Source organism: Chryseobacterium sp. NFX27, from assembly GCF_049887855.1.
Taxonomy (GTDB): Bacteria; Bacteroidota; Bacteroidia; order Flavobacteriales; family Weeksellaceae; genus Chryseobacterium.
Genome location: NZ_JAGEKK010000010.1, coordinates 136,077 through 157,183, shown reverse-complemented (window position 1 = coordinate 157,183; position 21,107 = coordinate 136,077). Strand labels below are relative to the sequence as shown.

The 21,107-nt window shown below is 34.1% G+C and carries 21 protein-coding genes and 3 tRNA genes; 6 read left to right on the top strand and 18 right to left on the bottom strand.

The window, feature by feature from the left end:
* Window positions 1-188: 188 nt before the first annotated feature.
* The 6 genes from J4Q03_RS13405 to J4Q03_RS13380 all read right to left on the bottom strand — a co-directional run bounded on the left by J4Q03_RS13405 (window position 189) and on the right by J4Q03_RS13380 (window position 2,513).
* A tRNA-Glu gene (locus J4Q03_RS13405) sits at window positions 189-260 on the bottom strand.
* A 94-nt stretch (window positions 261-354) separates the two neighbouring features.
* Window positions 355-426, bottom strand: a tRNA-Glu gene (locus J4Q03_RS13400).
* A gap of 10 nt (window positions 427-436) precedes the next feature.
* Window positions 437-691 carry a 30S ribosomal protein S20 gene (gene rpsT, locus J4Q03_RS13395; protein ID WP_426048637.1) on the bottom strand — a complete coding sequence of 85 codons (255 nt, stop codon included), beginning with the start codon at window positions 689-691 and terminating at the stop codon, window positions 437-439.
* A gap of 67 nt (window positions 692-758) precedes the next feature.
* A complete protein-coding gene (locus J4Q03_RS13390; protein ID WP_111957012.1) occupies window positions 759-1,079 on the bottom strand; it encodes a hypothetical protein in 321 nt (106 codons plus the stop codon).
* An 11-nt stretch (window positions 1,080-1,090) separates the two neighbouring features.
* A tRNA-Glu gene (locus J4Q03_RS13385) sits at window positions 1,091-1,165 on the bottom strand.
* Window positions 1,166-1,223: 58 nt separating this feature from the next.
* Window positions 1,224-2,513 (bottom strand): N-acetylmuramoyl-L-alanine amidase family protein, encoded by a 1,290-nt coding sequence (locus tag J4Q03_RS13380; protein WP_426048636.1) that lies wholly within the window; start codon window positions 2,511-2,513, stop codon window positions 1,224-1,226.
* Between the two features lie 51 nt (window positions 2,514-2,564).
* Here J4Q03_RS13380 and J4Q03_RS13375 point away from each other — a divergent pair, with 51 nt between their 5' ends.
* From J4Q03_RS13375 to J4Q03_RS13365, 3 genes are all read left to right on the top strand, one after another.
* A complete protein-coding gene (locus J4Q03_RS13375) occupies window positions 2,565-5,150 on the top strand; it encodes a putative LPS assembly protein LptD (protein ID WP_426048635.1) in 2,586 nt (861 codons plus the stop codon).
* 140 nt (window positions 5,151-5,290) lie between these two features.
* Entirely contained in the window at window positions 5,291-5,671 is a 381-nt protein-coding gene (locus tag J4Q03_RS13370; protein ID WP_062700765.1) for a RidA family protein, read from the top strand.
* Window positions 5,671-6,126, top strand: coding sequence for a hypothetical protein (locus J4Q03_RS13365; protein ID WP_426048634.1), 456 nt, complete (start codon window positions 5,671-5,673; stop codon window positions 6,124-6,126). The genes J4Q03_RS13370 and J4Q03_RS13365 overlap by 1 nt, the downstream gene beginning before the upstream one ends.
* A gap of 26 nt (window positions 6,127-6,152) precedes the next feature.
* On the opposite strand, the gene J4Q03_RS13360 is transcribed toward J4Q03_RS13365, so the two are convergent.
* The 6 genes from J4Q03_RS13360 to J4Q03_RS13335 form a co-directional block, all read right to left on the bottom strand.
* Window positions 6,153-6,986 (bottom strand): GLPGLI family protein, encoded by an 834-nt coding sequence (locus J4Q03_RS13360; RefSeq protein WP_426048633.1) that lies wholly within the window; start codon window positions 6,984-6,986, stop codon window positions 6,153-6,155.
* A gap of 18 nt (window positions 6,987-7,004) precedes the next feature.
* A complete protein-coding gene (locus tag J4Q03_RS13355) occupies window positions 7,005-8,537 on the bottom strand; it encodes a vitamin K epoxide reductase family protein (protein WP_426048632.1) in 1,533 nt (510 codons plus the stop codon).
* Between the two features lie 65 nt (window positions 8,538-8,602).
* Window positions 8,603-8,782 (bottom strand): bacteriocin-like protein, encoded by a 180-nt coding sequence (locus J4Q03_RS13350; protein ID WP_426048631.1) that lies wholly within the window; start codon window positions 8,780-8,782, stop codon window positions 8,603-8,605.
* 231 nt (window positions 8,783-9,013) lie between these two features.
* The gene (locus tag J4Q03_RS13345; RefSeq protein WP_426048630.1) at window positions 9,014-9,910 is read right to left on the bottom strand and encodes a LuxR C-terminal-related transcriptional regulator; all 897 of its coding nucleotides are present in this window, start codon (window positions 9,908-9,910) and stop codon (window positions 9,014-9,016) included.
* Window positions 9,903-10,472: a GNAT family N-acetyltransferase gene (locus tag J4Q03_RS13340; RefSeq protein WP_426048629.1), complete on the bottom strand. Its 570-nt coding sequence runs from the start codon at window positions 10,470-10,472 to the stop codon at window positions 9,903-9,905. The genes J4Q03_RS13345 and J4Q03_RS13340 overlap by 8 nt, the downstream gene beginning before the upstream one ends.
* Before the next feature lie 181 nt (window positions 10,473-10,653).
* Window positions 10,654-12,180, bottom strand: a complete 1,527-nt coding sequence (locus J4Q03_RS13335; RefSeq protein ID WP_426048628.1) for a trypsin-like peptidase domain-containing protein — start codon at window positions 12,178-12,180, stop codon at window positions 10,654-10,656.
* 370 nt (window positions 12,181-12,550) lie between these two features.
* Between J4Q03_RS13335 and J4Q03_RS13330 the strand changes: the two genes are divergently transcribed.
* Together J4Q03_RS13330 and J4Q03_RS13325 are read left to right on the top strand one after the other, a co-directional pair.
* Window positions 12,551-13,903 (top strand): rhodanese-related sulfurtransferase, encoded by a 1,353-nt coding sequence (locus J4Q03_RS13330; protein WP_426048627.1) that lies wholly within the window; start codon window positions 12,551-12,553, stop codon window positions 13,901-13,903.
* 18 nt (window positions 13,904-13,921) lie between these two features.
* A complete protein-coding gene (locus tag J4Q03_RS13325; protein WP_426048645.1) occupies window positions 13,922-14,497 on the top strand; it encodes a 5-formyltetrahydrofolate cyclo-ligase in 576 nt (191 codons plus the stop codon).
* On the opposite strand, the gene J4Q03_RS13320 is transcribed toward J4Q03_RS13325, so the two are convergent.
* Together J4Q03_RS13320 and J4Q03_RS13315 are read right to left on the bottom strand one after the other, a co-directional pair.
* Window positions 14,446-15,027 carry a hypothetical protein gene (locus tag J4Q03_RS13320; protein ID WP_426048626.1) on the bottom strand — a complete coding sequence of 194 codons (582 nt, stop codon included), beginning with the start codon at window positions 15,025-15,027 and terminating at the stop codon, window positions 14,446-14,448. The genes J4Q03_RS13325 and J4Q03_RS13320 overlap by 52 nt on opposite strands.
* Complete coding sequence (locus J4Q03_RS13315) at window positions 15,011-16,192, bottom strand: hypothetical protein (protein ID WP_426048625.1); 1,182 nt, start codon at window positions 16,190-16,192, stop codon at window positions 15,011-15,013. Before J4Q03_RS13315 ends, J4Q03_RS13320 begins: the two co-directional genes overlap by 17 nt.
* A gap of 183 nt (window positions 16,193-16,375) precedes the next feature.
* On the opposite strand from J4Q03_RS13315, the gene J4Q03_RS13310 reads away from it, so the two are divergent.
* Entirely contained in the window at window positions 16,376-16,717 is a 342-nt protein-coding gene (locus tag J4Q03_RS13310) for a hypothetical protein (RefSeq protein ID WP_426048624.1), read from the top strand.
* A gap of 141 nt (window positions 16,718-16,858) precedes the next feature.
* Here J4Q03_RS13310 and J4Q03_RS13305 read toward each other — a convergent pair whose 3' ends face one another.
* The 4 genes from J4Q03_RS13305 to rmuC form a co-directional block, all read right to left on the bottom strand.
* On the bottom strand, window positions 16,859-17,626 hold the full coding sequence (locus tag J4Q03_RS13305) for a TrmH family RNA methyltransferase (protein ID WP_426048623.1): 768 nt from the start codon (window positions 17,624-17,626) through the stop codon (window positions 16,859-16,861).
* 26 nt (window positions 17,627-17,652) lie between these two features.
* Window positions 17,653-18,438 carry a CPBP family intramembrane glutamic endopeptidase gene (locus tag J4Q03_RS13300; RefSeq protein ID WP_426048622.1) on the bottom strand — a complete coding sequence of 262 codons (786 nt, stop codon included), beginning with the start codon at window positions 18,436-18,438 and terminating at the stop codon, window positions 17,653-17,655.
* 91 nt (window positions 18,439-18,529) lie between these two features.
* Window positions 18,530-19,378 (bottom strand): LytTR family transcriptional regulator DNA-binding domain-containing protein, encoded by an 849-nt coding sequence (locus tag J4Q03_RS13295; protein ID WP_426048621.1) that lies wholly within the window; start codon window positions 19,376-19,378, stop codon window positions 18,530-18,532.
* Between the two features lie 101 nt (window positions 19,379-19,479).
* Window positions 19,480-20,982 carry a DNA recombination protein RmuC gene (gene rmuC / locus J4Q03_RS13290; RefSeq protein WP_426048620.1) on the bottom strand — a complete coding sequence of 501 codons (1,503 nt, stop codon included), beginning with the start codon at window positions 20,980-20,982 and terminating at the stop codon, window positions 19,480-19,482.
* Between the last annotated feature and the right edge of the window lie 125 nt (window positions 20,983-21,107).

The following is a 21,107-nucleotide window of genomic DNA, read 5'->3' as shown; positions in this document are numbered from 1 at the left end:
AGATCTGTGACTTTACCGTAATTCTTAATCCAGATCCATATTTATTGAAATGATGACTGAAGCTGAAACAGGTTGAATTTAAAAATGTAAATAGATTTTGGACAGCATCGTATAAGAAGAATTCAAGAACCCCGAAATATTAACAGCAAAAAAACTCTGATAAATATACCAGAGTTTTTGTTTTTAAGTAGCCCGTAGGGGAATCGAACCCCTCTTACCAGAATGAAAATCTGAGGTCCTAACCGATAGACGAACGGGCCATCTATCTAACACTAATAAATTAGCGGGTTAGATTTTTTGTTTTTATAAGTTTCAACTCTTATTAACCACCCGGTTAGCGGTGATTAAGTTTTGTAGCCCGTAGGGGAATCGAACCCCTCTTACCAGAATGAAAATCTGAGGTCCTAACCGATAGACGAACGGGCCTACTATACTTTTACGCTAATTTATTAACGTGCTTTGTTAATTTGCTTTTCAAGTTAGCCGCTTTGTTCTTGTGGATAATATTTCTTTTAGCTAATTTATCCAATAAAGCGATAACTTTTGGCAGTTGCTCTGTAGCAGCAACTTTGTTCTCTTCATTTCTTAAGACTTTAAGAGCAGTTCTAGCAGTCTTGTGATAATATCTGTTACGAACTTTTCTAACTTCGTTTTGTCTGATTCTTTTTAATGCTGATTTATGATTTGCCATATCGTTCAAATGTGAGTGCAAAACTATAAACTTTTTTTTAATCTGCCAAATTATTTTTTAAAATTTTTCAATTTTCTTCTGACAGGTATTTTCTGAGTTTATCTATTGCTTGTTCTATTTTTAAATTCTCTTGTTCTCGTTCTATTTTCTTGATCGTGCTGCTTAGCATGATCATCGCATTGTTCCATTCCCCAGTGGTATTGGTAAAGGAAAGTCCGTCAATTGTTACTTCAAAGGCAACCCTTTCTCCCGTCCTGTAAAGTCTGAAACTTATCTTATCATCTCTGCCTGTAATCCCCTCTTCATTGATTTGTAAATCATAACTTTTTGGGTTAGAGTGGATTTTCTTAAAAAGAAGTTTTGCTTCCTGTATTTTTAAATCCGGCATGATATCAAATTTGGTAGCCTATAGGGGAATCGAACCCCTGTTGCAAGAATGAAAATCTTGAGTCCTAACCACTAGACGAATAGGCCAAATTTTGAGGTTGCAAAAGTAATGATTAACTTTTTAACTTCAAAATTATTTTTTACGTTATTTAAAAACTTTTTGGATAATCGTATTCTTGATTCCCTTGGATTCAAGGTCTTTTTGAAGCTTAACAGCATCTTCTAAAGTAAATACTTTACCATACGTGTAATAAAACACTCCATTGTTTTTATTTCTCTCCACATCTTTCAGTGTCTGAAGAATAAACGAATTGCCATTCAGTTTATCGCCTGTATAGACCTCAATGGTATAATAGCCTGTCAGCAGTTTTTGATTAGGCATAAATCCTACTGCATAAGCATTCCTAAATCCTGCATCTTTGGCTGTTTTAAGGTTGATATCTCTAATCGAAGCCATATTTGTAACCCCGTAGTAATATTTGTACTGTCCGTTATCTTTAATAGGAAGAATATAGTTTAAGCCTTTTAAAGCAGGGTCTCCGTCATTGTACTTGACTGGCGAACTCAGTAATAAAATTCTGAAATCATTTTTTAAAGGAGATTCAGCAGGCTTTTCAGGTTCAGGCTTTCTGGTGGTAATAGAAGATCCGCCAGTTTTTCTGTCAATTGCTTTTTTATAATCGATGATCGCATTATAGATGCTTTCCGAAATTTCGGTTTGTCCCTTGTCAGAAGCTAGATAGTGGCTTTCTTCGGGATGGTTGATAAATCCTGTTTCTATCAGAACAGAAGGCATCGCATTCATACGCAAGACGTGAAGGTTCTTCTGGAAAACGCCTCTTGAAAACCTTTTATCCTTGTTTACAAAATTACCTTCCACCAGTCCGCCAAGGAGCAAACTTGATTCAAGGTATTTATTTTGCTGAAGTTTTAAAGCAATAAGAGATTCCGGAGAACTTGGATTGTAAGATCCGAAGGTCTGTCTGTCTTTTTCATCAAGAAAGATCACATCGTTCTCTCTTTTTGCAACTTCCAGGTTTTCATCATTCTGGTTGGGTCCCTGTACATAAGTTTCAGTTCCGTAGGCTGTAGGTCTCTGTGAAGAATTACAGTGTATAGAGACAAAAAGATCCGCCTTGCTCCTGTTGGCCAGATTGGTTCTGTCCGAAAGAGAAGGGTATTCGTCAAATTTACGGGTATATATAACTTTGAAATCTCTGTTTTTTTCCAACATGGCTCCTACTTTGAGAGTAACGGCAAGTGTTACGTCTTTTTCTGCAACCCTTCCGATATCTGCATAAGTTCTGTTCGCTCCATGGTCACTTCCCCCATGACCAGCATCTAAAACGATAGTAAATTTCTTTTGTGAAAAAATTAAAATGCCCGAAAGAAGAAGGAGAAATGATAAAATTATTTTAAATTTTTGTTTGTACATCTTACAGTTTTAAAAATTATACTAATTTTGAGCCTTAATTAAAGAATAAAATTGGCCAAAACCGTCCTCAAAAATATATTACAAATTTTAATTATCCTAATTTTTAACAATTTTTTAGCACAGAAAACCCCTGAAAAATTGCCTAAAAATGTGGTTAATGATACTATTCCCAAAAAGGATACCATTGTTGTAAAAAAAGAAGCTTTAGATGATGTTCTTCATACAAAAGCAGATGATCAGCGAAGAGATGTTCCGAAAAAAATGACATTTCTGAATAAAAATGCCCAGGTAAAATACCAGGACATGCAGATTGATGCAGATTATATCTCTATCGATGACAACAAAAATCTGATTTACGCCCGCGGAAAACAGGATTCTTTAGGGAAGATTATAGAACCTGTAATTACCACTCAGGCTGGTAAGAAGTATGAGACCAACGAGTTCAGCTACAATACCAAGACCAAGCAGGCCATTGCTTTTAATGCAAGAACAGAAGAAAGTGAAGGGGTGATCACAGCACAGAAAACCAAAAAGTATAATGATTCTGTTTTTGCCATGAGAAATGCAGATTATACAACAGATGAATATTATATCAAGAAAAAAGATACGGCAGCGGATTACTTTATGCGGGCTTCCAATATCAAGCTGATCAAGACCAAAAATAAATCACAGATTGTTACGGGCCCTATCCAGATGTATATAGAACAGGTGCCGACTCCTCTTATTATGCCGTTTGCTATTCTTCCGTTTTCAGATAAAAGGGCAGCCGGTATCCTGATCCCAAGTTTTGGGGAAAGGGAAGATGTGGGTTTTTTCCTTAACGGACTGGGCTATTACCAGCCGATAGGAGAGCATTTTGACCTTAAAGTACTTGCCGATATTTATACCAAAGGAAGCTGGAATTTAAGGCCGCAGATGAATTATCTGAAGAAATACAGGTATTCCGGAACTTTTACAGCGGATGTGGGAACCATGGTGAGGGGAATTAAAGGTTTGGATGATTATACAAAAAACAGTACATACAGAATAGCATGGACGCATACGCAGGACACGAAGGCGAATCCTTTCCTGACCTTCAGTGCATCTGTAGATATTGTTAGTACCAAGTTTTATAACAATTCGCTGAATAACAACTATATTTTCAATCAGAACGTCCTGAATACACAGCAGAGTTCAGCAGTAACCGTTACCAAAAGATTCCTAAAGCTGCCTGCAACTATTACCGGAACAGCATCATATTCTCAAAACTTTGCAACCGGACTGGCAGATCTTCGTCTTCCTCAGATGAATGTGGCGATCAATCAGTTTTATCTGTTTGGTTCGAAAACAGGAGTAAGACAGGGACTTCTTGAAAATATTACGGTAAACACAGGTTTTAACCTGACCAACTTTGTAAGTACGCAGGAAAATGAGCTGTTTACAAAAGCAATGTGGGATAAGATGCAGACGGGTCTGAAAAATAATATTGCATTGGGTACCAATACAACGGTAGCGAAATATTTTACATTCAGCTTAAGTGCGAATATTGATAACGCTTTAACGACGAAAACACTTAAAAAATATTATGATCCTTTAAAGAATGCAGATGTGGACGAAATACAGAAAAATGTTGCCGGATATTCTACATTTTCTTCATCTGCCAGTCTTCAGACCACTCTTTATGGAATGCTGAAGTTTAAAAAAGGTTCTGCGGTAGAGGCGGTAAGACATATGATGACGCCAAGTCTTAGCTTCACGTATTCACCGGATTTCTCAAGTCCCGGGTTCGGATATTATAAAAACTATTATAATGCAGAAGGAGCTTTAACCCCTTATTCTATTTTTGAAAAAGGAATTGTGGGAAGCCCGTCAAGTGGGGTGGTAGGTGCCTTAGGTTTTAATATTGGAAACAATATTGAAATGAAAGTGAAGTCTAAAACAGATTCTACCGGTGTAAAAAAAGTAAAGATCTTTGAATCTCTTAACCTTTCGGGGAATTACAATTTTGCAGCAAAAGATCATCCATGGTCTGTATTCAGCATCAACGGACAGTCTTCTTTCTTCAATAATAAATTAAATGTGAATACCAGTCTTTCACTGGAGCCTTATAAGATCGTCTATGCTCCGGGGGCAACACAGGGGGTAAGAACGGAACAGTTTGGGCATTTCAGTGTACAGGGTTTCAACGTGCAGCTATCATATCCTTTGAGCAGCGAACTCTTTGGCGAAAAAACGGATTATGCTAAAAAATATCCGGCAAAAGGGGAAGTAAGAAATGAAAATTATTACTTTGATGATGATAACTATGCCCATTTTGATCAGGCATGGACTTTAAATATCAATGCCAACTATGCTTATTCAAAAGGACTGTCGGCCCTTGGTACCAAGATTGCTTCGGTAGGTCTGGACGGCAGCATCAAGCTTACCCCGTACTGGAATATCAACGGAAGTACGCACTTTGATCTTGTAACGAAAGATCTTGCCTATACAAGAATAGGGTTTTCCAGAGATCAGCGAAGCTTCACGATCAACTTCAACTGGGTTCCTTTCGGGCAGTATAAGGTATATGACTTCTTTATCGGGATCAAAGCCAATATCTTAAGTGATGCGCTGAAGTACAAAGACAGAAGTTTTACAGAGCCTAGCGCACCTTTCTAATATCAGATTGACAATTGTAAATATAAATTTTATATTTGCAACCAAAATAAATTCTAATGAAATCACTGTTAACTAAATTTGTTGACAAACGAATACATGAAATGGTGATTATAATGACCTTGAAAAAATAAGTATCACATATGAAACAAATAATCAACACAGTTAATGCACCTGCAGCAATCGGGCCTTACTCACAAGCTAATATGGCCAACGGAGTGTTATATATCTCCGGACAGATTCCTGTAGATCCTGCTACTGGTAAGCTGGTAGAGGGAATTGAGAAGGAAACGCATCAGGTAATGAAAAACCTTGAGGCTATTCTTACTGAAGCAGGAATGACGTTTAAAAACGTAGTGAAAGCTACGATCTTCCTTAAAAGTATGGACGATTTTGCAGTAATGAATGATATTTATGCTTCGTATCTTGATGCAGACAGCTATCCGGCCCGTGAAACTGTACAGGTTTCTTGCCTGCCTAAGAATGTTGATATTGAAATTTCTATGATTGCACATCAGGATTAATGAATTTTATAAGAAATACAATTGCGGTTCTTGTAGGCCTTGGAATAGCCGGGCTTATTATTACTCTTGGGATAAGGGTTTTTCCGCAATGGGTCACTTTCGAAGCTTTTGCTCCTTTTGAGCATTGGCAGAGATTTCTTTACAGTATGAGAGGCGATAATGCTTTTTTCGGATTTCTGCTGTTTATTTCAGGGCTGGGGACAACGATAGGAGGAGTTGCTACTGCGCTTATTGTAAAGTATGCCAAGGTGGCATATGCTATCCTTATCGGCTTCATTATGCTGTTCATAGCCATGCTGGATGTTATTGTATTTCCATACCATCCTACATTTTATAAGATCTCTATTTTCCTTACATTTTTCCCGTTTTCGTGGATTGGAGGAAAGATTGTAGAGATTATTTATGAACGGAATAAGAAAAAGAAGATCGCTGATAAAATGAACAAAACCAAATAAAAAAACGCTGCAGATTTGCAGCGTTTTTACTTAGGATATATAGCTGCCTTATCCAATTCAATAGGATTGTTAAATGATCTTATTTTCATTCTTTCACTTTTTTCTGCTGGTTTTAATTGTTCTTTTGTCAAGATTGTGCCATCTTCTAATTGTAACTTTTTTCCTTCGGGAATACTAAGTTTCCCATTTAGAATATATTTGAAAGGGCTTTGGTAAAGCTCTAGTTTCAAATTATTTAATTTTTTATAATTTGTTTTTATCGCTCTGGATTTGAAGCCGTCTAAAGTATAGCTTTGATAATCTTGGGGAATTTTTTCACTTTTTATAAGCTTAAAAATGTAATCTTTTTGAGTGTCGTAAATTTCAATAATAAGCCCTGGAAGACCATTAAATTTATAAGGCCCATACGATAACGGAATTTCTTGAGTGAACCAAGCAATCCATTTTCTTCCTCCAAAATTTGTTTCCGCCCTTTGTACTTTTAATTCATTTATGGTTTTTATACTATCTGAAATTTTCCAGTTGAAAGTTTCAGAGTCGTCTATTTTATAAAAATTAACATCGCCAATATATTCATAACATTCATAAAAAGGTTTTTTAACTTCTTTTGATAAAAACGAAGTTAACTTAAATCCTTCAAAACCATATTTTTTTACATTGGCGAATATAGAATCATTAATGTAATAAAGTCTATTGTAATAATTAATATCATCCTGTGTTATATCTAAATTATAATTTTCTTTTGTAATCTCATAGGTTGTTGAATCCTTCTTAAATTTAATTTCATAGATAAATCGATCATTTTGAGAGTACAATAAAAAAGTATGTAAGCATAGTATTAATGTAGCAAATTGTTTCATAATTGCAATTTAAAAATTTTAATTATCATCTATAATTTCAGATATAAAATATTCAATATCTGATCTTTCATATTCTGAAGGATATTCTAAGTTATTAATGAAAATATTTGGTGTATAATATATTTCATTTTCGTTAAGCAATTTTCTTTGATATTTTAAAATAGAAATTGCTTTGTCTTCATGCTTGAAATATTTAGAATATTGTTTATACCAATTTTCTTTTTTGTTAGTGGCATTATGCAAAATATACCATCCGCCTAAGGCGTTTAAAAACTCATTTTTATCTTCTGCATTATCATAAATTTGGGCTAATTCTATATAAGCTTGATTAATTTCTTTGGGCTGTTTTTCAAAATCTACATCTAATAATATATTAATACTTATTTTTTCTGATAAATGATTAATTATTCTCATAAAATATGGATAAAACAATTTACAATGCTTACAATAAGGATTAGTGACTAGTGTCAAATTGATATTAGAGTTTCTATTTCCATATTTAAATGCTTTTGAAAAATCTTTATTTATTAACTCTTTCTGAATAGATAAGTTGTTTTTAAAAAAAGTAAAATTTTTTCTAAACTTTATATAATTTTTATTTTCATCTTCCAATTTTTGAAATGCTGTAAATTTATTTTTCAAATAATAAAGACCAATAGAAATTGATACAAAGCCTGATAAATAGAATAAAATGGCTATACTATTAAAATTTTTGTAAGAAAATAAAATATATAATGCCAATAACTGAATAGCTATACAACAAATTATGGCAAGACAAATCGGACAAAGTTTTTTAACGATAAAAATTTGATAATACATTGATAAACATGCAGTAGGAATAAAAAGTAAAAGCCCGATTTTATAAATACTAAAAAATGTTTCAGCTTGCTGAAGTAGTGACATCAGAAATAAACAAAAGATTTGGGTAGCAAAAAAAATAATGGAAACTTCTGACAGATCAATGTGTTTTAAAATATTCCATCTTTTCGCGTTGAAAACAAAATCGCAATCAGTTTTTAAAACCTTGTTTTGGCAAACTCCTACAGGTATAATTGTTCCTTTTCCATGTGTTTTCTTATAGGCCTCAAATGCTAAAATTAATCCGATAGTTGTTGTAGAAAAAAATATTGTTTTCAAAACAAGATTGGTTGAATCTAACTTAAAAAGCAACAGAATAGACAAAATAAATATTGTTGAAACTATTTCTATTAGGGGAAGTTTAGGTTTACCTTTAAGTTTTTCTTCAACTCTATTTATTATTAGAACAATATGATCCCAATCCGAAAAGAAGTTATTACTTTCTTTATTTTCGATAAATCTGAATTCACCATTAGCTAACGCAATAAATTTTTCTGGTAACAAATTGATTTCATTATTTGTTACTTGATATGATTTATTTTCAATATTAAAAAATCTTAATGTATCAGAATATGACAATAAAGTAGGAAAGTCTGGATGACCTTGAAGCTGTAATTTAAATTCCTCATCGTCAATATTTATTTTATTGTAACTCAAATATTTTAATAGTGTTTTATAATTTTTATCATTCATCTTTGTTTGTTTTTAATAAAAAAACAGCAACATGTAATAATGTTGCTGTCAGTTTTAAGATTTAATTAGCAGCAATTACTTGCGCTACAATATTTGCTTCCGTCTTTGTTACTATCTGTTACACAAAATGCGGCTACGCAACCACAACCAACGTCTCCTTCTTCAAAAGCAGATTCGTTAGGATTTAATTGAGCTCCAGTTAAAGATTTCATTTCTTTTCTTGAAAGTTGTTTCAAATTTTTCATTTTTAACGATTTTAAAGTTTTTAATAATTAATTTTATCAGACAATTCCCGACATGGAACTGTTGCAGATCTACAATTTATTTTTGTTGTGCGCACAAACAAAACATCACTTGCGTTTCTCATGCAAACATAAATTCTCTAACTATTAAAACTTTAATTTTTTACCCTTAAACTCTTCCTTAAATTACTAAGGGTTAATACTAAGGGTTTGAAATGTGTTGATTTATAGTTTTTAATCTGTAATCGTGTTTTTGTAAATCTTGCTGAGTTCGTGTATTTCTTTTTTACTTTTTATTTCAATTTTCTTATAAATATTAGATAAATGGGTTGATAAAGTTTTTTCAGAGATATTTAACATCTTACTGATTTCAGAATATTTCAAATTTGGATCTTCTAAAAGCAATTTTAGAATTTCTGTTTCTCTTATTGATAGCTTTTCGAAAGGAATTATTTTTTTGATTTCTTTTTTACGAAAAGAATATAAAAAATAATCTACAGCAATAATGAAAAAACCTATACTAAAAAATGTTTGTTCAATGAATTGATTATCTCCAAATAATAATATTGTAAAAGGCAAGGTTATTAATCCGAGAAAACTTAATATTCCCATAAAATCATGGATTTTAAATATAATTTTATTTTGAGCCCTAGCTTTTTTAGTTTGCTGTTTAATAATAATTATAATAGCCACCATTGATATAGCCAAAATAAAACTTAGAAAATATGTTCTTGAAGTTTTCAATGAACCTGTAATTGTATAGGGAAGTATGAATAAAAATATTAAAGCTAGTGTAGCAAACATTCCAATCCCACTCAATGAGACCCTTTTGAAAAAGATTAAATCATATTCACTTTTTATGTAAATAAAATAGTGAACAGCGACTCCTAGACCTATAAGCCATGCAAAAATATTTTGGGAAATAATATTAATCCTAAAGTCTTTGTCTGGAAGTATGCCTTCAATAACATTATAAATTAAACCTGAAACAATTAAAAATAAAAATTTTAAATAGTAATTTCTATCTCTTCTTTTCCAAACGAGAATTAATTGAACAGAAACTATAATAACTAATAATATAAATATCAAAATACAGATAAATGTACTAATGCAAATTTCTGTATTAAACATATTTCAAAAAATAAAGAGGATAATCTAGCTCAAATGTTTCATGAAAAATTTCAAAGCCATTTTGCTTATAAAAATAACAATTTTCGAGTGTTGTCGTTTCAACATATATAAGCTCTTTATGGTAAATCTCTAAAAATTCTTTTAAAAGTTTTGTGCCTATTCCATTCCCTTGTTGGTCCGGAACAACAGCCATTAACCATAAGTGAATAAATTTTTCTTTTGGATGAAAACTTTTCAGAAGTTTTTCGCGTTTTAATATTTTTAGAATATTGTCTAAACCAATACACGTAAATAATAATTTTGCTTCCAGTAAAATATTTTTTATTCCTGAGCCTTCTCTATCCAGATATAAAATACAACCTTTATTATCATTACTGAGGAAAATATTTCCATACAACATTGATTTGTCAAACTGAAATTCCATTAAAGATTTCAGTCTTGTATATCTATTTCCGGAATTTTTAACAACGAAATTGATAGAATTAGGAATCAGAACATCAATGAATGCTCGACATAAAATATCTACAACTTTTTCTCTGTCTTGATAGGTCGCTTTTTTCATACACTTTGTTTTTTCTAAAAGTATGAAAAAAAACAATCTTTTTGCTATTGATATTCAGTTGTTTATGGATTTTTTTGTTGGGCTTCAATATTATTTCGTAATTGATTGTTTTTTTAAACAAAAAGACCATTCTTATTATAAGAATGGTCTTTTATTGTTGAATTATAATAAATAATTTTCTTTAAGGCATCTTGAAACCTTTTGTATAGATTCTTCCGTAGTCATCCACAAATTTCACCTGTACATTGCCCTGATATTTATCCAGGATCTTTTCTATATCTTTCTGTGAATTGACAGGCTTACCGTTGATTTCTATAATGATATAATTGTCCACGATTCCGATTTTAGCCATCTCGCTTCCCTCGCTTACATTTTTAGCAACAACGCCACTGTTTAATCCGTATTCTGTTTTGAATCTTTCATTAAGCGGATCAAAATCGGCTCCTATTTTTTCAGTTACACTCAAATCAGCTTTTGTTCTTGTGGAAGTTCCACCTTTCTGGTCTTTCAGCGTTACTGTAGTAGTGTTTACCTTACCATTTCTTAAATAAGTCACCTGAACTTTATCGCCAGGACGCTTACTTCCGATAGACATGGAAAGATCTGCAAAGTCTGTGATATCGTAGGCATCTATTTTGGTAATAACGTCGCCTTTTTTCAGACCTGCATCCTCTGCACCGCTGTTATCCCCAAATCCTGTTACATATACTCCTGAACCGGCTTTAATATCGGTTTTAAATTGCTTATTATATGCCGTTACCTGCTGATCGTTAGAAAGGTCTAATGACGAAACGCCTAAGAATCCTCTCTGTACAATTCCGAACTTCTTGATATCCTCAACAATTTTTCTTGCTAAATTCGCAGGAACCGCGAATCCGTACCCCTGGTAATATCCTGTAGTAGATTGAATTGCAGAATTGATTCCGATAAGGTCACCATTTACGTTAACCAACGCTCCTCCCGAGTTACCCGGGTTAATGGCGGCATCAGTCTGGATAAAGCTTTCAATAGGATTGGCAGCTTTACCCTGGCTTCCCAGAATACCAATTCCTCTTCCTTTAGCAGATACAATACCTGCGGTTACTGTAGAATTCAATCCAAGTGGATTTCCTACTGCAAGCACCCACTGTCCGACTTCGATATTGTCTGAATTGGCAAAATTTAAATACGGAAGCCCTTTCTCTTCAATCTTAAGTAAGGAAATGTCCGTGTTTGGATCTGTTCCTACAAGAGTTGCAATATAAGATTTCTTATTGCTTAGAACAACTTCCAGCTTATTCGCTCCTGCAACAACGTGATTGTTGGAGATGATATATCCGTCCGGTGAAATGATCACCCCGGATCCCATTCCTGATGGCATATTGTCCGGAACCTGCTGCTTCTGTCTCTGCTGGCCTCTTCCTCCGAAAGGATCTCCGAAGAAAAAGTCAAACAGATCCTGCTCTGAAGCTCTGCTCGTTGATCTGCTCTGATAATTTTTGATGGTAACAACAGCCGGAACCGTAGTTTTTGAAGCCTTTACAAAATCATCGCCTACAGTTCCGGTATTCATGCCTACAAATGAGGCATTAGGGGCTGCTGCTGTGAAGTAAGACTGGTCACCGTTGTTTGAATGCTGACCGAAATATTGTAGTGTCCCAACGGTAGTAGCTCCTGAGACAACTCCCACTACTGCAAATGGTAATAGTTTTTTTAAAGTACTCTTCATTGTATATCTTTCTTTTTTTATTTATTGATTCTTATTTTTGTTTTCTCGCAAACAAATTTAATGCTAAATGAGTAAGCAATTAACATGCTATGTTTCAATTTTAACTAAAATTTAACGGCTATTATATCATTTTATACATTATGTCATAATTTTGAAAGAGGCATTAACAAAACTTAAAAAATTATTAAAGAAAAAATGTCACATTTCGTAAGTCAGAGAAAATGAAACTCACTTTTTAAGGTACAACAATTAATCCAAAAATTCTTCACTGATTAATTTCAGGTTTCATTCCTTAAATCCACATCAGTCTATTCAATTGAAAAATGATTATATTTGCAAAAATATTTTTCTCACTTAAAACGTTTATAGCATGCAACTGTATAACACCTTAAGCGCAGAAGAAAGAGCTCAACTTATTGATGAAGCTGGTAAGGAACGCCTTACGTTGTCTTTCTATGCGTATGCCAAAATTGAAGATCCCAAAAAATTTCGAGACGAATTATTTATAGCCTGGAATGCACTAGATGCCCTTGGCCGTATCTATGTTGCCCATGAAGGAATTAATGCTCAGATGAGTGTTCCTGCAGACCAGTTTGAGGCTTTTCGCAATACACTGGAGGCTTATGACTTTATGAAAGGGATTCGTTTAAATGTTGCAGTTGAGCAGGATGATTATTCCTTTCTAAAACTGACCATAAAAGTCAGACACAAAATTGTCGCTGATGGTTTGAATGATGACACTTTTGATGTTACCAATAAAGGAATTCACTTAAAGGCTCAGGAATTTAATAATTTACTGGAAGATCCCAATACAATTGTAGTCGATTTTAGAAATCATTATGAAAGTGAAGTAGGGCATTTTGAAGGGGCTATTACTCCGGACGTGGAAAATTTCAGAGAAAGTTTACCGATTATCAACGAACAGTTACAGGATTTTAAAGAAGATAAAAACCTGTTAATGTACTGTACAGGTGGAATTCGTTGTGAAAAAGCCAGTGCCTATTTCAAGCATCAGGGTTTTAAAAACGTTTTTCAATTGGAAGGAGGAATTATTGAGTATACCCGTCAGATCAAAGAAGAAGGAATAAAAAGTAAATTCATCGGAAAGAATTTTGTGTTTGACCACCGGTTAGGCGAAAGAATTACAGATGATATTATTGCGCAGTGCCACCAATGTGGAAAACCCTGCGACAACCATACAAACTGTGCCAACGATGCGTGTCATTTATTATTTATTCAATGTGACGCATGTAAAGCTGCCATGGAAAACTGCTGTTCCACAGAATGTTTGGAAACCATCCATTTGCCTTTGGAAGAACAGTTGAAATTAAGAAAAGGGTTGCAGGTTGGAAATAAAGTTTTCAGGAAAGGAAAATCTGACGCACTGAAATTTAAAAAATCTGGCGACCTGCCTAATAAGCCTTTAGCAAAAGCTGAAACAAAGAATATCCGTCAGAAAATAGCCATCAAGAAAGTATTGGTTGGCAAGGCCGAACATTATTATACGAAATCACAAATCGGACAGTTTTTAATTGAAAATAAAGAACTTTCAATAGGTGATAAAGTATTGATTTCAGGCCCGACCACTGGTGAACAGGAACTTACGATTACTGAACTTTTTGCAAACGGAGCGCCTTGTGAAACAGCAAAAAAAGGAGATCAGATTACTTTTGCACTTCCGTTCAGAGTTCGTTTATCAGATAAATTATATAAGATTCTGTAAGCTTAAATCCCGATAATGATGGTAAAAGCAGAACTTAGAAAAAAATATATGCAATTAAGAAAAGCCTTGTCAACTGATGAGGCTTTCTTGTTATCTGAAAGGATTTTTGAAAATTTCGTCAATTATTTTAAGCCTGTTCCGGATCAGAAAGTTCACATTTTCATTCCGATCGAAAAGTTTAAAGAAATAGATACCCAAATATTCATCACCTATTTTTTAAGCCGGAACATCAAAGTTTTTGTGCCTAAAATCGTTGATGGCAAATTAATTTCCGTAGAGATTTTTAATGACACAAAATTTGAAATGAATAATTGGGGAATTTCAGAACCTGTTTCTGATGAAGATTCAGGCTTCTTAGATTTTAATTATGTGATTACTCCTTTGCTGTATTGCGATAAAAAAGGAAACAGGGTAGGGTATGGAAAAGGATTTTACGATGCTTTTTTTGAAATAATTCCTTCTGAAACAAAAAAAATCGGAGTTAATTACTTTAACCCCGATGAAAATATCGATGATGTCTGGGAAAATGATATTCCGCTGGACTATTTGGTAACACCTACTGATGTGCTGTCTTTTTTTAAAGGATCAGAGTAGAAATCTAAGAAGTAAAATTTAAATTCCTTTTTAATCATCGGAGTGGAAAGTAATATATATTGAGCATTTTTCTCAAAAGTTCCCAGAGATTTATTTTTTGAGTCAAAATATTCCAGATTGAATTTAGCATAATCCAGCGTATCTTTTTTATAGAACTCTTTATAAACATTCAGGCTGTTTACTTTCACTGATTTTACTTTTAGACTGTCCAGCTCTTTTAACAGCTTTTTGAACGTCAAAGAATCCGGCTTATGAAAGTAACTTTCCATCTGTGAAAAGATCACCGTATCGATCTCTGTATTTCTGTTTCCGGAAAGATACAGCGTTGAAAGGTCAAGAAGTTCCTGTACTTTCTGCTTGGTGATGGAATTAATGGCCTGCATACTGTCCATCTGTACGGCAGGATAGCTTTTTATATTGGTGCTGTTTCTTAGTTTATCCAGATCACTTACTTCCGTCTTTTTATTATTACAGGAAATAAATGCTAAAAAAAGTACTGCGAAAATTAAAAAATTATTTATTTTCTTCATCTGTGGATGCGATTTTAAATTTAATAGATACTATTTTTCCCTTACTGTCCTTTTTCATCTCTATAACATTGAGATTTTTCAGAGATGTGGTAGGTGTTGTTACCAGTGTAATATATTTTTGCTTGTCGAGCCTTTCTATACCATATGTTTTATTGTCGTACACCTGATAAATAACCGCACTGTTGCTGATCAGGTTTTCCAGTTGGTTTCTTTTCTGTTTAATCAGAGCTACCTGTTCTTCCGGATTACCTCCTTTTACATCTTTAATAGAGAAGTAATAGGCTGCCATTTTGTAGTCATCAGGTTTCAGCTCGATCATTTCCTCATCCGGAGCATTTTCCAGATTTCTGTTGACTTCCAGATACTCATAGAAAGGAGCGCTGATCTGCATTTTGATGTTTTTATCTTTGGTTGAATAATAAAAACATTCCCCTGGTTTTAATTTATAGAGAAGCGGAGATTCATTTTCCTTAATCACTCTTATTTCCAAAGTATTAATGACAGAAACACCACGGTCCTTATCGGTAAAACAATATTTATAAGTTTTTGAAAATATCTGGTCTTTAAATCCAAGCACTCCGGTAATGGCAATTAAAACAGAGGTAACGATAGCCCATGCATTTTTTTTGAGGATATTTTTCCTTGCAGCTGGAGGTTGTATTTCTGTCGGGCTAATTGTTGTTGGGTTATGCGTAATTGTCTGATTTTCATATATTGATTTTTGTAAATCAATGTTCTCCTGCTGCTGGAATTCTATTTTTTTAGGCTGAATTTCAGTTTTTGGTAATTCAGGAGCCGAGGAGACGGTTTTTTCTAATTCCAGAATTTCTTCTTCTTCAAGATCTTCATTTTCCTGCAGCAGTTCTCCGGCAAAAAGATGCTGCTTCTTAAAGTCGTACCATGATTCGTATCCCGCATAAATACTCAATAAATTGAGCATATCGATTCTTGGTAATTTGGTAACCGGCGAAGTCTTAAAATAGGTGTAAAATGACTTTTCGCTGATGTTACCTTTCGCTTTTTTACGAAGGTCTTCCTGGAAATATATAATATCTATCCCCTTCCATTTTGAAATTTCATCATGAGAAGGAGTAGATTTTTTTAAATATTCTGTCTGAACGTCTTTTTTTAACTGTTCAAAGTGCAATAGATCTAAATCTGTCAATTTTTATAAAATAATTAAATTGTTGATTATCAGTATTGTTTTTTTGTAAAACAATTTTACAAATGTATTACAATTATTTTTCATAAACAACTTTTGTATCTGCTCTACCTTTGTCTTGTTCAAATAACAGAACAGAAGAAAATTTATATAAAACAATATTAACAAAATTAAATTTAATTTATTATGAAAAAGTCATTATTCGTAGCTGCTATCGCTGCAATCTCTCTAGTTGCTTGTAAAAAAACTGAAGCTACTTCTACTGAAGGAGCTACTGATTCTGCTGCTGCTAACGTATCTGATTCTGCTGCTGTAGTTTCTGATTCTGCTGCTAAAGTAATTGATTCAGCTGCTAACGTTGCTGTTGACGCTACTAAAGATGCTGCTGCTGCTACAACTGCTGCTGGTGCTGATGCTGCTAAAGCTACAACTGAAGCTGCTGCTGACGCTGCTAAAGGTGCTGCTGATGCTGCTAAAGGTGCTGCAAAAGATGCTGCTAAAGAAGTTAAAGACGCTGCTAAGAAATAATTCTAGCATAAGCTTAACAATAAAAGAACCGTTTCACCTAGTGAGACGGTTTTTTTATGCTTTAAACTTGAATCTTAATCCTCTGTCATTGCAAGCCAAAGGCGAAGCAGTCTCATCGGCTACATAGCAAAGCCCAGATTCTTATCCTTTCTTTTGTCTCAAAGACTCATAGCAGGTAATAGCCACTGCATTGCTCAGATTTAAAGAGTCAATGCTTCCAGCCATAGGAATCAGTGTATTTTTTCCTTTTCCAATCCAGAAATCACTTAATCCGGAATGCTCGGTTCCGAATAATACGGCAGAACGCTGTTTAAAATCTCTTTTATAAAGATCTTCAGCAGTTTCATCCATAAGAGTTGTATAAATATTGAAATTGTTTTTCTGCAGAAATTCAAAGGTTTCTTCATTTTCAGCATCATAAACGTCCATTCCGAAGAGGCATCCGACACTTGAACGTATGACATTAGGGTTGTAAAAGTCGGCTTTCCCGTCTGCTACAATCAGGGCATCAATTCCGAAAGCCTCGCAGCTTCTGAGGATAGCACCAAGGTTACCGGGCTTTTCTACACCTTCTACAATGATGATCGTAGAATTTTCTTTCGGAATAAATGATGAAAGAAGATTCTCTTTTGTTTTATAAATTCCTATAATTCCTTCAGAGCTCCCCCTGTAGGCTATTTTTTCATATACTTTTTCACTTACAAAATGAATCTTACTTTCCGGGAGCTTTCCTTTAAAAATATTTTCACAGATAAAAAATTCTGCAGGTTCAAAATCGTACTGTAAAGCTCTTTCATTTTCCTGCTGTCCTTCAACCACAAAAACTTTTGATTTTTTACGGAACCTGTTGTCCGCCAAAAGCTTGGTTACGTTTTTTATTTTATCGTTTTGAAAACTTTCTATCAACATGCTGCAAAATTATGCAAAATTTGTGATTACATCTGCTTGGTTTTAATGAAAAGGTTTTTTGCGGTAATTTGAAAAGGTATTTTATTCCTGCGTTTATTGTAGATAACCAAGGCTATAATGAGTAAAATAGATAAGATTTTAAATAAATTTCCATACATATTGCCTGAAACATTGTCCGAAACATTAAAGATTTCCCAGTACAGATTCATGAAAAGATGAAGAAAAATTGCTGTCCAGAGATTAAAATCAGTTTCAAAATAAACCCATGAAAAAAAGACTGAACCTAAGAATGTGATGAGAAATATTTCAGTAAGCTCCATGAAACTGCTTCCCTGGTATAAATGTACCTGAGCAAACAATAATGATCCAAATAAGGCAGAAGTAATGAATCCCAGTCTGGTAAATCTGTATAGAATCCCTATAAGAAATCCCCTGAAAATAAGTTCTTCAAAAAAAGGGGATGAAATGCTGTTAATGATGAGGGATTGAAAATTAATACTTTGTACCAGCTTGAAATACATAAAATAGCCCGCAAGCATCGGGAGCGTGCCTATAAAAGATAGCGAAAAGCCTTTTAGAACGGGCTTGTTGATCGAGAAAAGACTGGTCATATTCTTCTTCGGAAATATGATTTTTAAGGTAATGATAAGTGGAAGTATTGTGATACAGTATGCAGCAATATGGGCGAAAGCTTTACTCCCGGATAATTCTTTAACGAAGGTTTGAATGCTTTTAAAATATAGGAGATCAACGAAATAGTAGACAGAAAATCCCAAAATAAAAAAGAAGAAGAAAGAAATGGTTTTGTTCATAGCTTATAAATTTTGAACAAAAATGGAGATTGCAATAAAGTCAGCCAAATGAAAGTGATGAATGGCAAAAGAATGTGACGGACGGCAAATATCAGGCTTTTGAAGATCTTAATTTGGGGATAATCAACGAAATGAAACTTCTTGAAACTGGGATCTCAAAATCGATCTGAGAAAGAAAAAGTCTGTAGCCCTGTGCATTTCCTTTAAGATTTTTAACCTGATTTAAATTAACAATATAGGAACGGTGACATTTCTTTATAGAATCTGTCTGCACCTGATCCAAAAGTTTTGAAAGACTTATTCTGATTACATGTTTTCTCACCTGATCATTTTCGGAGAAATAGATTGAACAGTAGTTTTCCATAGACTGCGCACAGATAAAGTTCTCTTCAGGAATCTGAAAATCCGTATTATTTACAGATATACTCAATATTTTATTAAATGTGGCAATGGTTGGATTATTTTGATCTGCAAGCTGACGGGAGACTTCTTCTGCTGTTTTTTCGTGAGTTCTTTTCAAATAAATATACCTCGACAATATATAAATAGTGGAAATAGGAATTCCCAGTGCCAGACAATACAGGAACATATAAAGATAGTTGCCTAGGCTCAGTGTAACTTGACTTATGAATAAAGTATTGTAAAAATAGGACAGGATAGAGGCTAAAAAAAGAATACCTGTTACCTTCAATAATTCGGAACCGATATTCCAGTCTCTGAAACGGATAATACTAAGGTCTGCAGCCAAGAAAGCTGATCCAAAGATCACGGAGTAAGGAAAAAGCAACAGATACTTATACTGATGCCGGAAGTTTTCTGTCCCAAAAGGTTGGAAAACAATCAGGAAAATATAGATCAAGAGACCGGCAGCAATCGATGAAAGCAGGATTTCTTTATAAGATTCAGACTTTGGATAAGAATATGTTGCAAAGGAAGACATATAATTAATCTTTAATTTTTAAAAGTTGGCTCACCGTAAAAGACTCAAACTTCTGAATGACAAAACTTATAATTAAAATGAGATGATTCCTTTTCACGTCATCAGTTTTCCGTTTCCAGAAAGCTACCGTTGTCAATAAGGCTTTGCGGCAGGTCCTTTTTGTTTTTAATCCCCAGGGATTTAAGTTTCTGCGTCTGGATGACAAGGTTGTCATTTCCTGTAGAAAGCTGCTTGTAAGCATCATTGTATACATTCTTAGCCTGATCAAGATTTTTCCCGACTTTCTCAAGGTTTTCAACAAATCCAACAAACTTATCGTACAGCTTTGCCCCGCGATCAGCGATTTCCATAGAATTTCTGTTCTGGTACTCACGTTTCCACAGATCAGCAATAAGTTTCAGGGAAGTAATCAGGTTGCTCGGATTCAGCAGAAGAATTCTTCTTTCATAGGCAAAGTTCCAAAGGTTCTGGTCTGCCTGCATAGCGGCTATATAAGCCGGTTCGCTCGGGATGAACATCATGACGAAATCCAAAGATTTTCCGTAGTCATCATAAGCTTTCTGACTCAGCTGAAGAATATGATTTTTGATAGATCCCAAATGCTGATTAAGCTTCATCGTATAAACATCCTGATCGTTTTCATCTACCAGTTCTGTAAAGGCGGTAAGAGATACTTTGGAATCAATGATTACATTTCTCTCATCCGGATATTTGACAACGGCGTCAGGACGCATTTTTTTACCGGAAAATTCAGAGAACAGGGCTTTATTGTCTTCATCGCGGAGTTCATGCTCGAGAAAATATTCCCTTCCTTTTACAAGTCCGGATTTTTCAAGAATGCTTTCAAGAATCATTTCGCCCCAATTTCCCTGGGTTTTGCTTTCCCCTTTTAAAGCTCTTGTCAGCTTTTTCGCGTCTTCTGAGATCTGCTGATTCAGTTCAGCAAGCTCTTTTACTTTTTCTGCCAGAGAAAAACGCTCTTTATTTTCCTTTTCATAAGCTTCGTTTACCCTGTTTTTAAGGTCGTTAATCTTTTCCTGGAAAGGTTCAAGGATATTTTTTAAATTATTTTGATTTAAAGTCGTAAACTTTTCTGTTTTTTCCTCTAGAATTTTATTGGCAAGGTTTTCAAACTGCAGTTTTGATTCTTCCTGAATTTTAATGATCTCTTCTTTTTGGTTATCAAGAGACTGCTGCAGGCTGTCATTTTTAGCGGTAAGCTCTGAATTTTTAGCAAAAATATGCTGCTTCTCAGAGATCAGATTCTCTATTTGGGAAGTTTGTTTTGAATTAAGCTGTTTCTGTTCTAAAAACTGAGCATTTAAAGAAGCATGTTCTGCCGAAATTTTTGCATACTCATTTTTCAGATCGTTCAGGAGGTCGGTCTGCTGTTGGTTCAGTTCCTTTTCTCTGTTTATATTTTGGCTCAGCTCCTGAACTTTCAGATTAAGATTTTCCAGATCTGAATTGTTTTTGATATGCAGATTATTCAGGTCGTCATAAGAATTTCTTGAAACCATAGACGATTTTAGCGCGAAATACAAAATAACGGCTCCCAGAATTCCGCCGGCAATAAACCCAATAATTAAATATGTCATCTCCATGTTTCAAAATTACAAAAAGAAAAATTGATTTCTTTTATGGGAACCCTTAAGAATTTTAATTTATTGAAGAAGTTTTTCCTCCTGGAGTCCCGGTTGATTTGCAGACATTAGTTTTACTTTTTCTG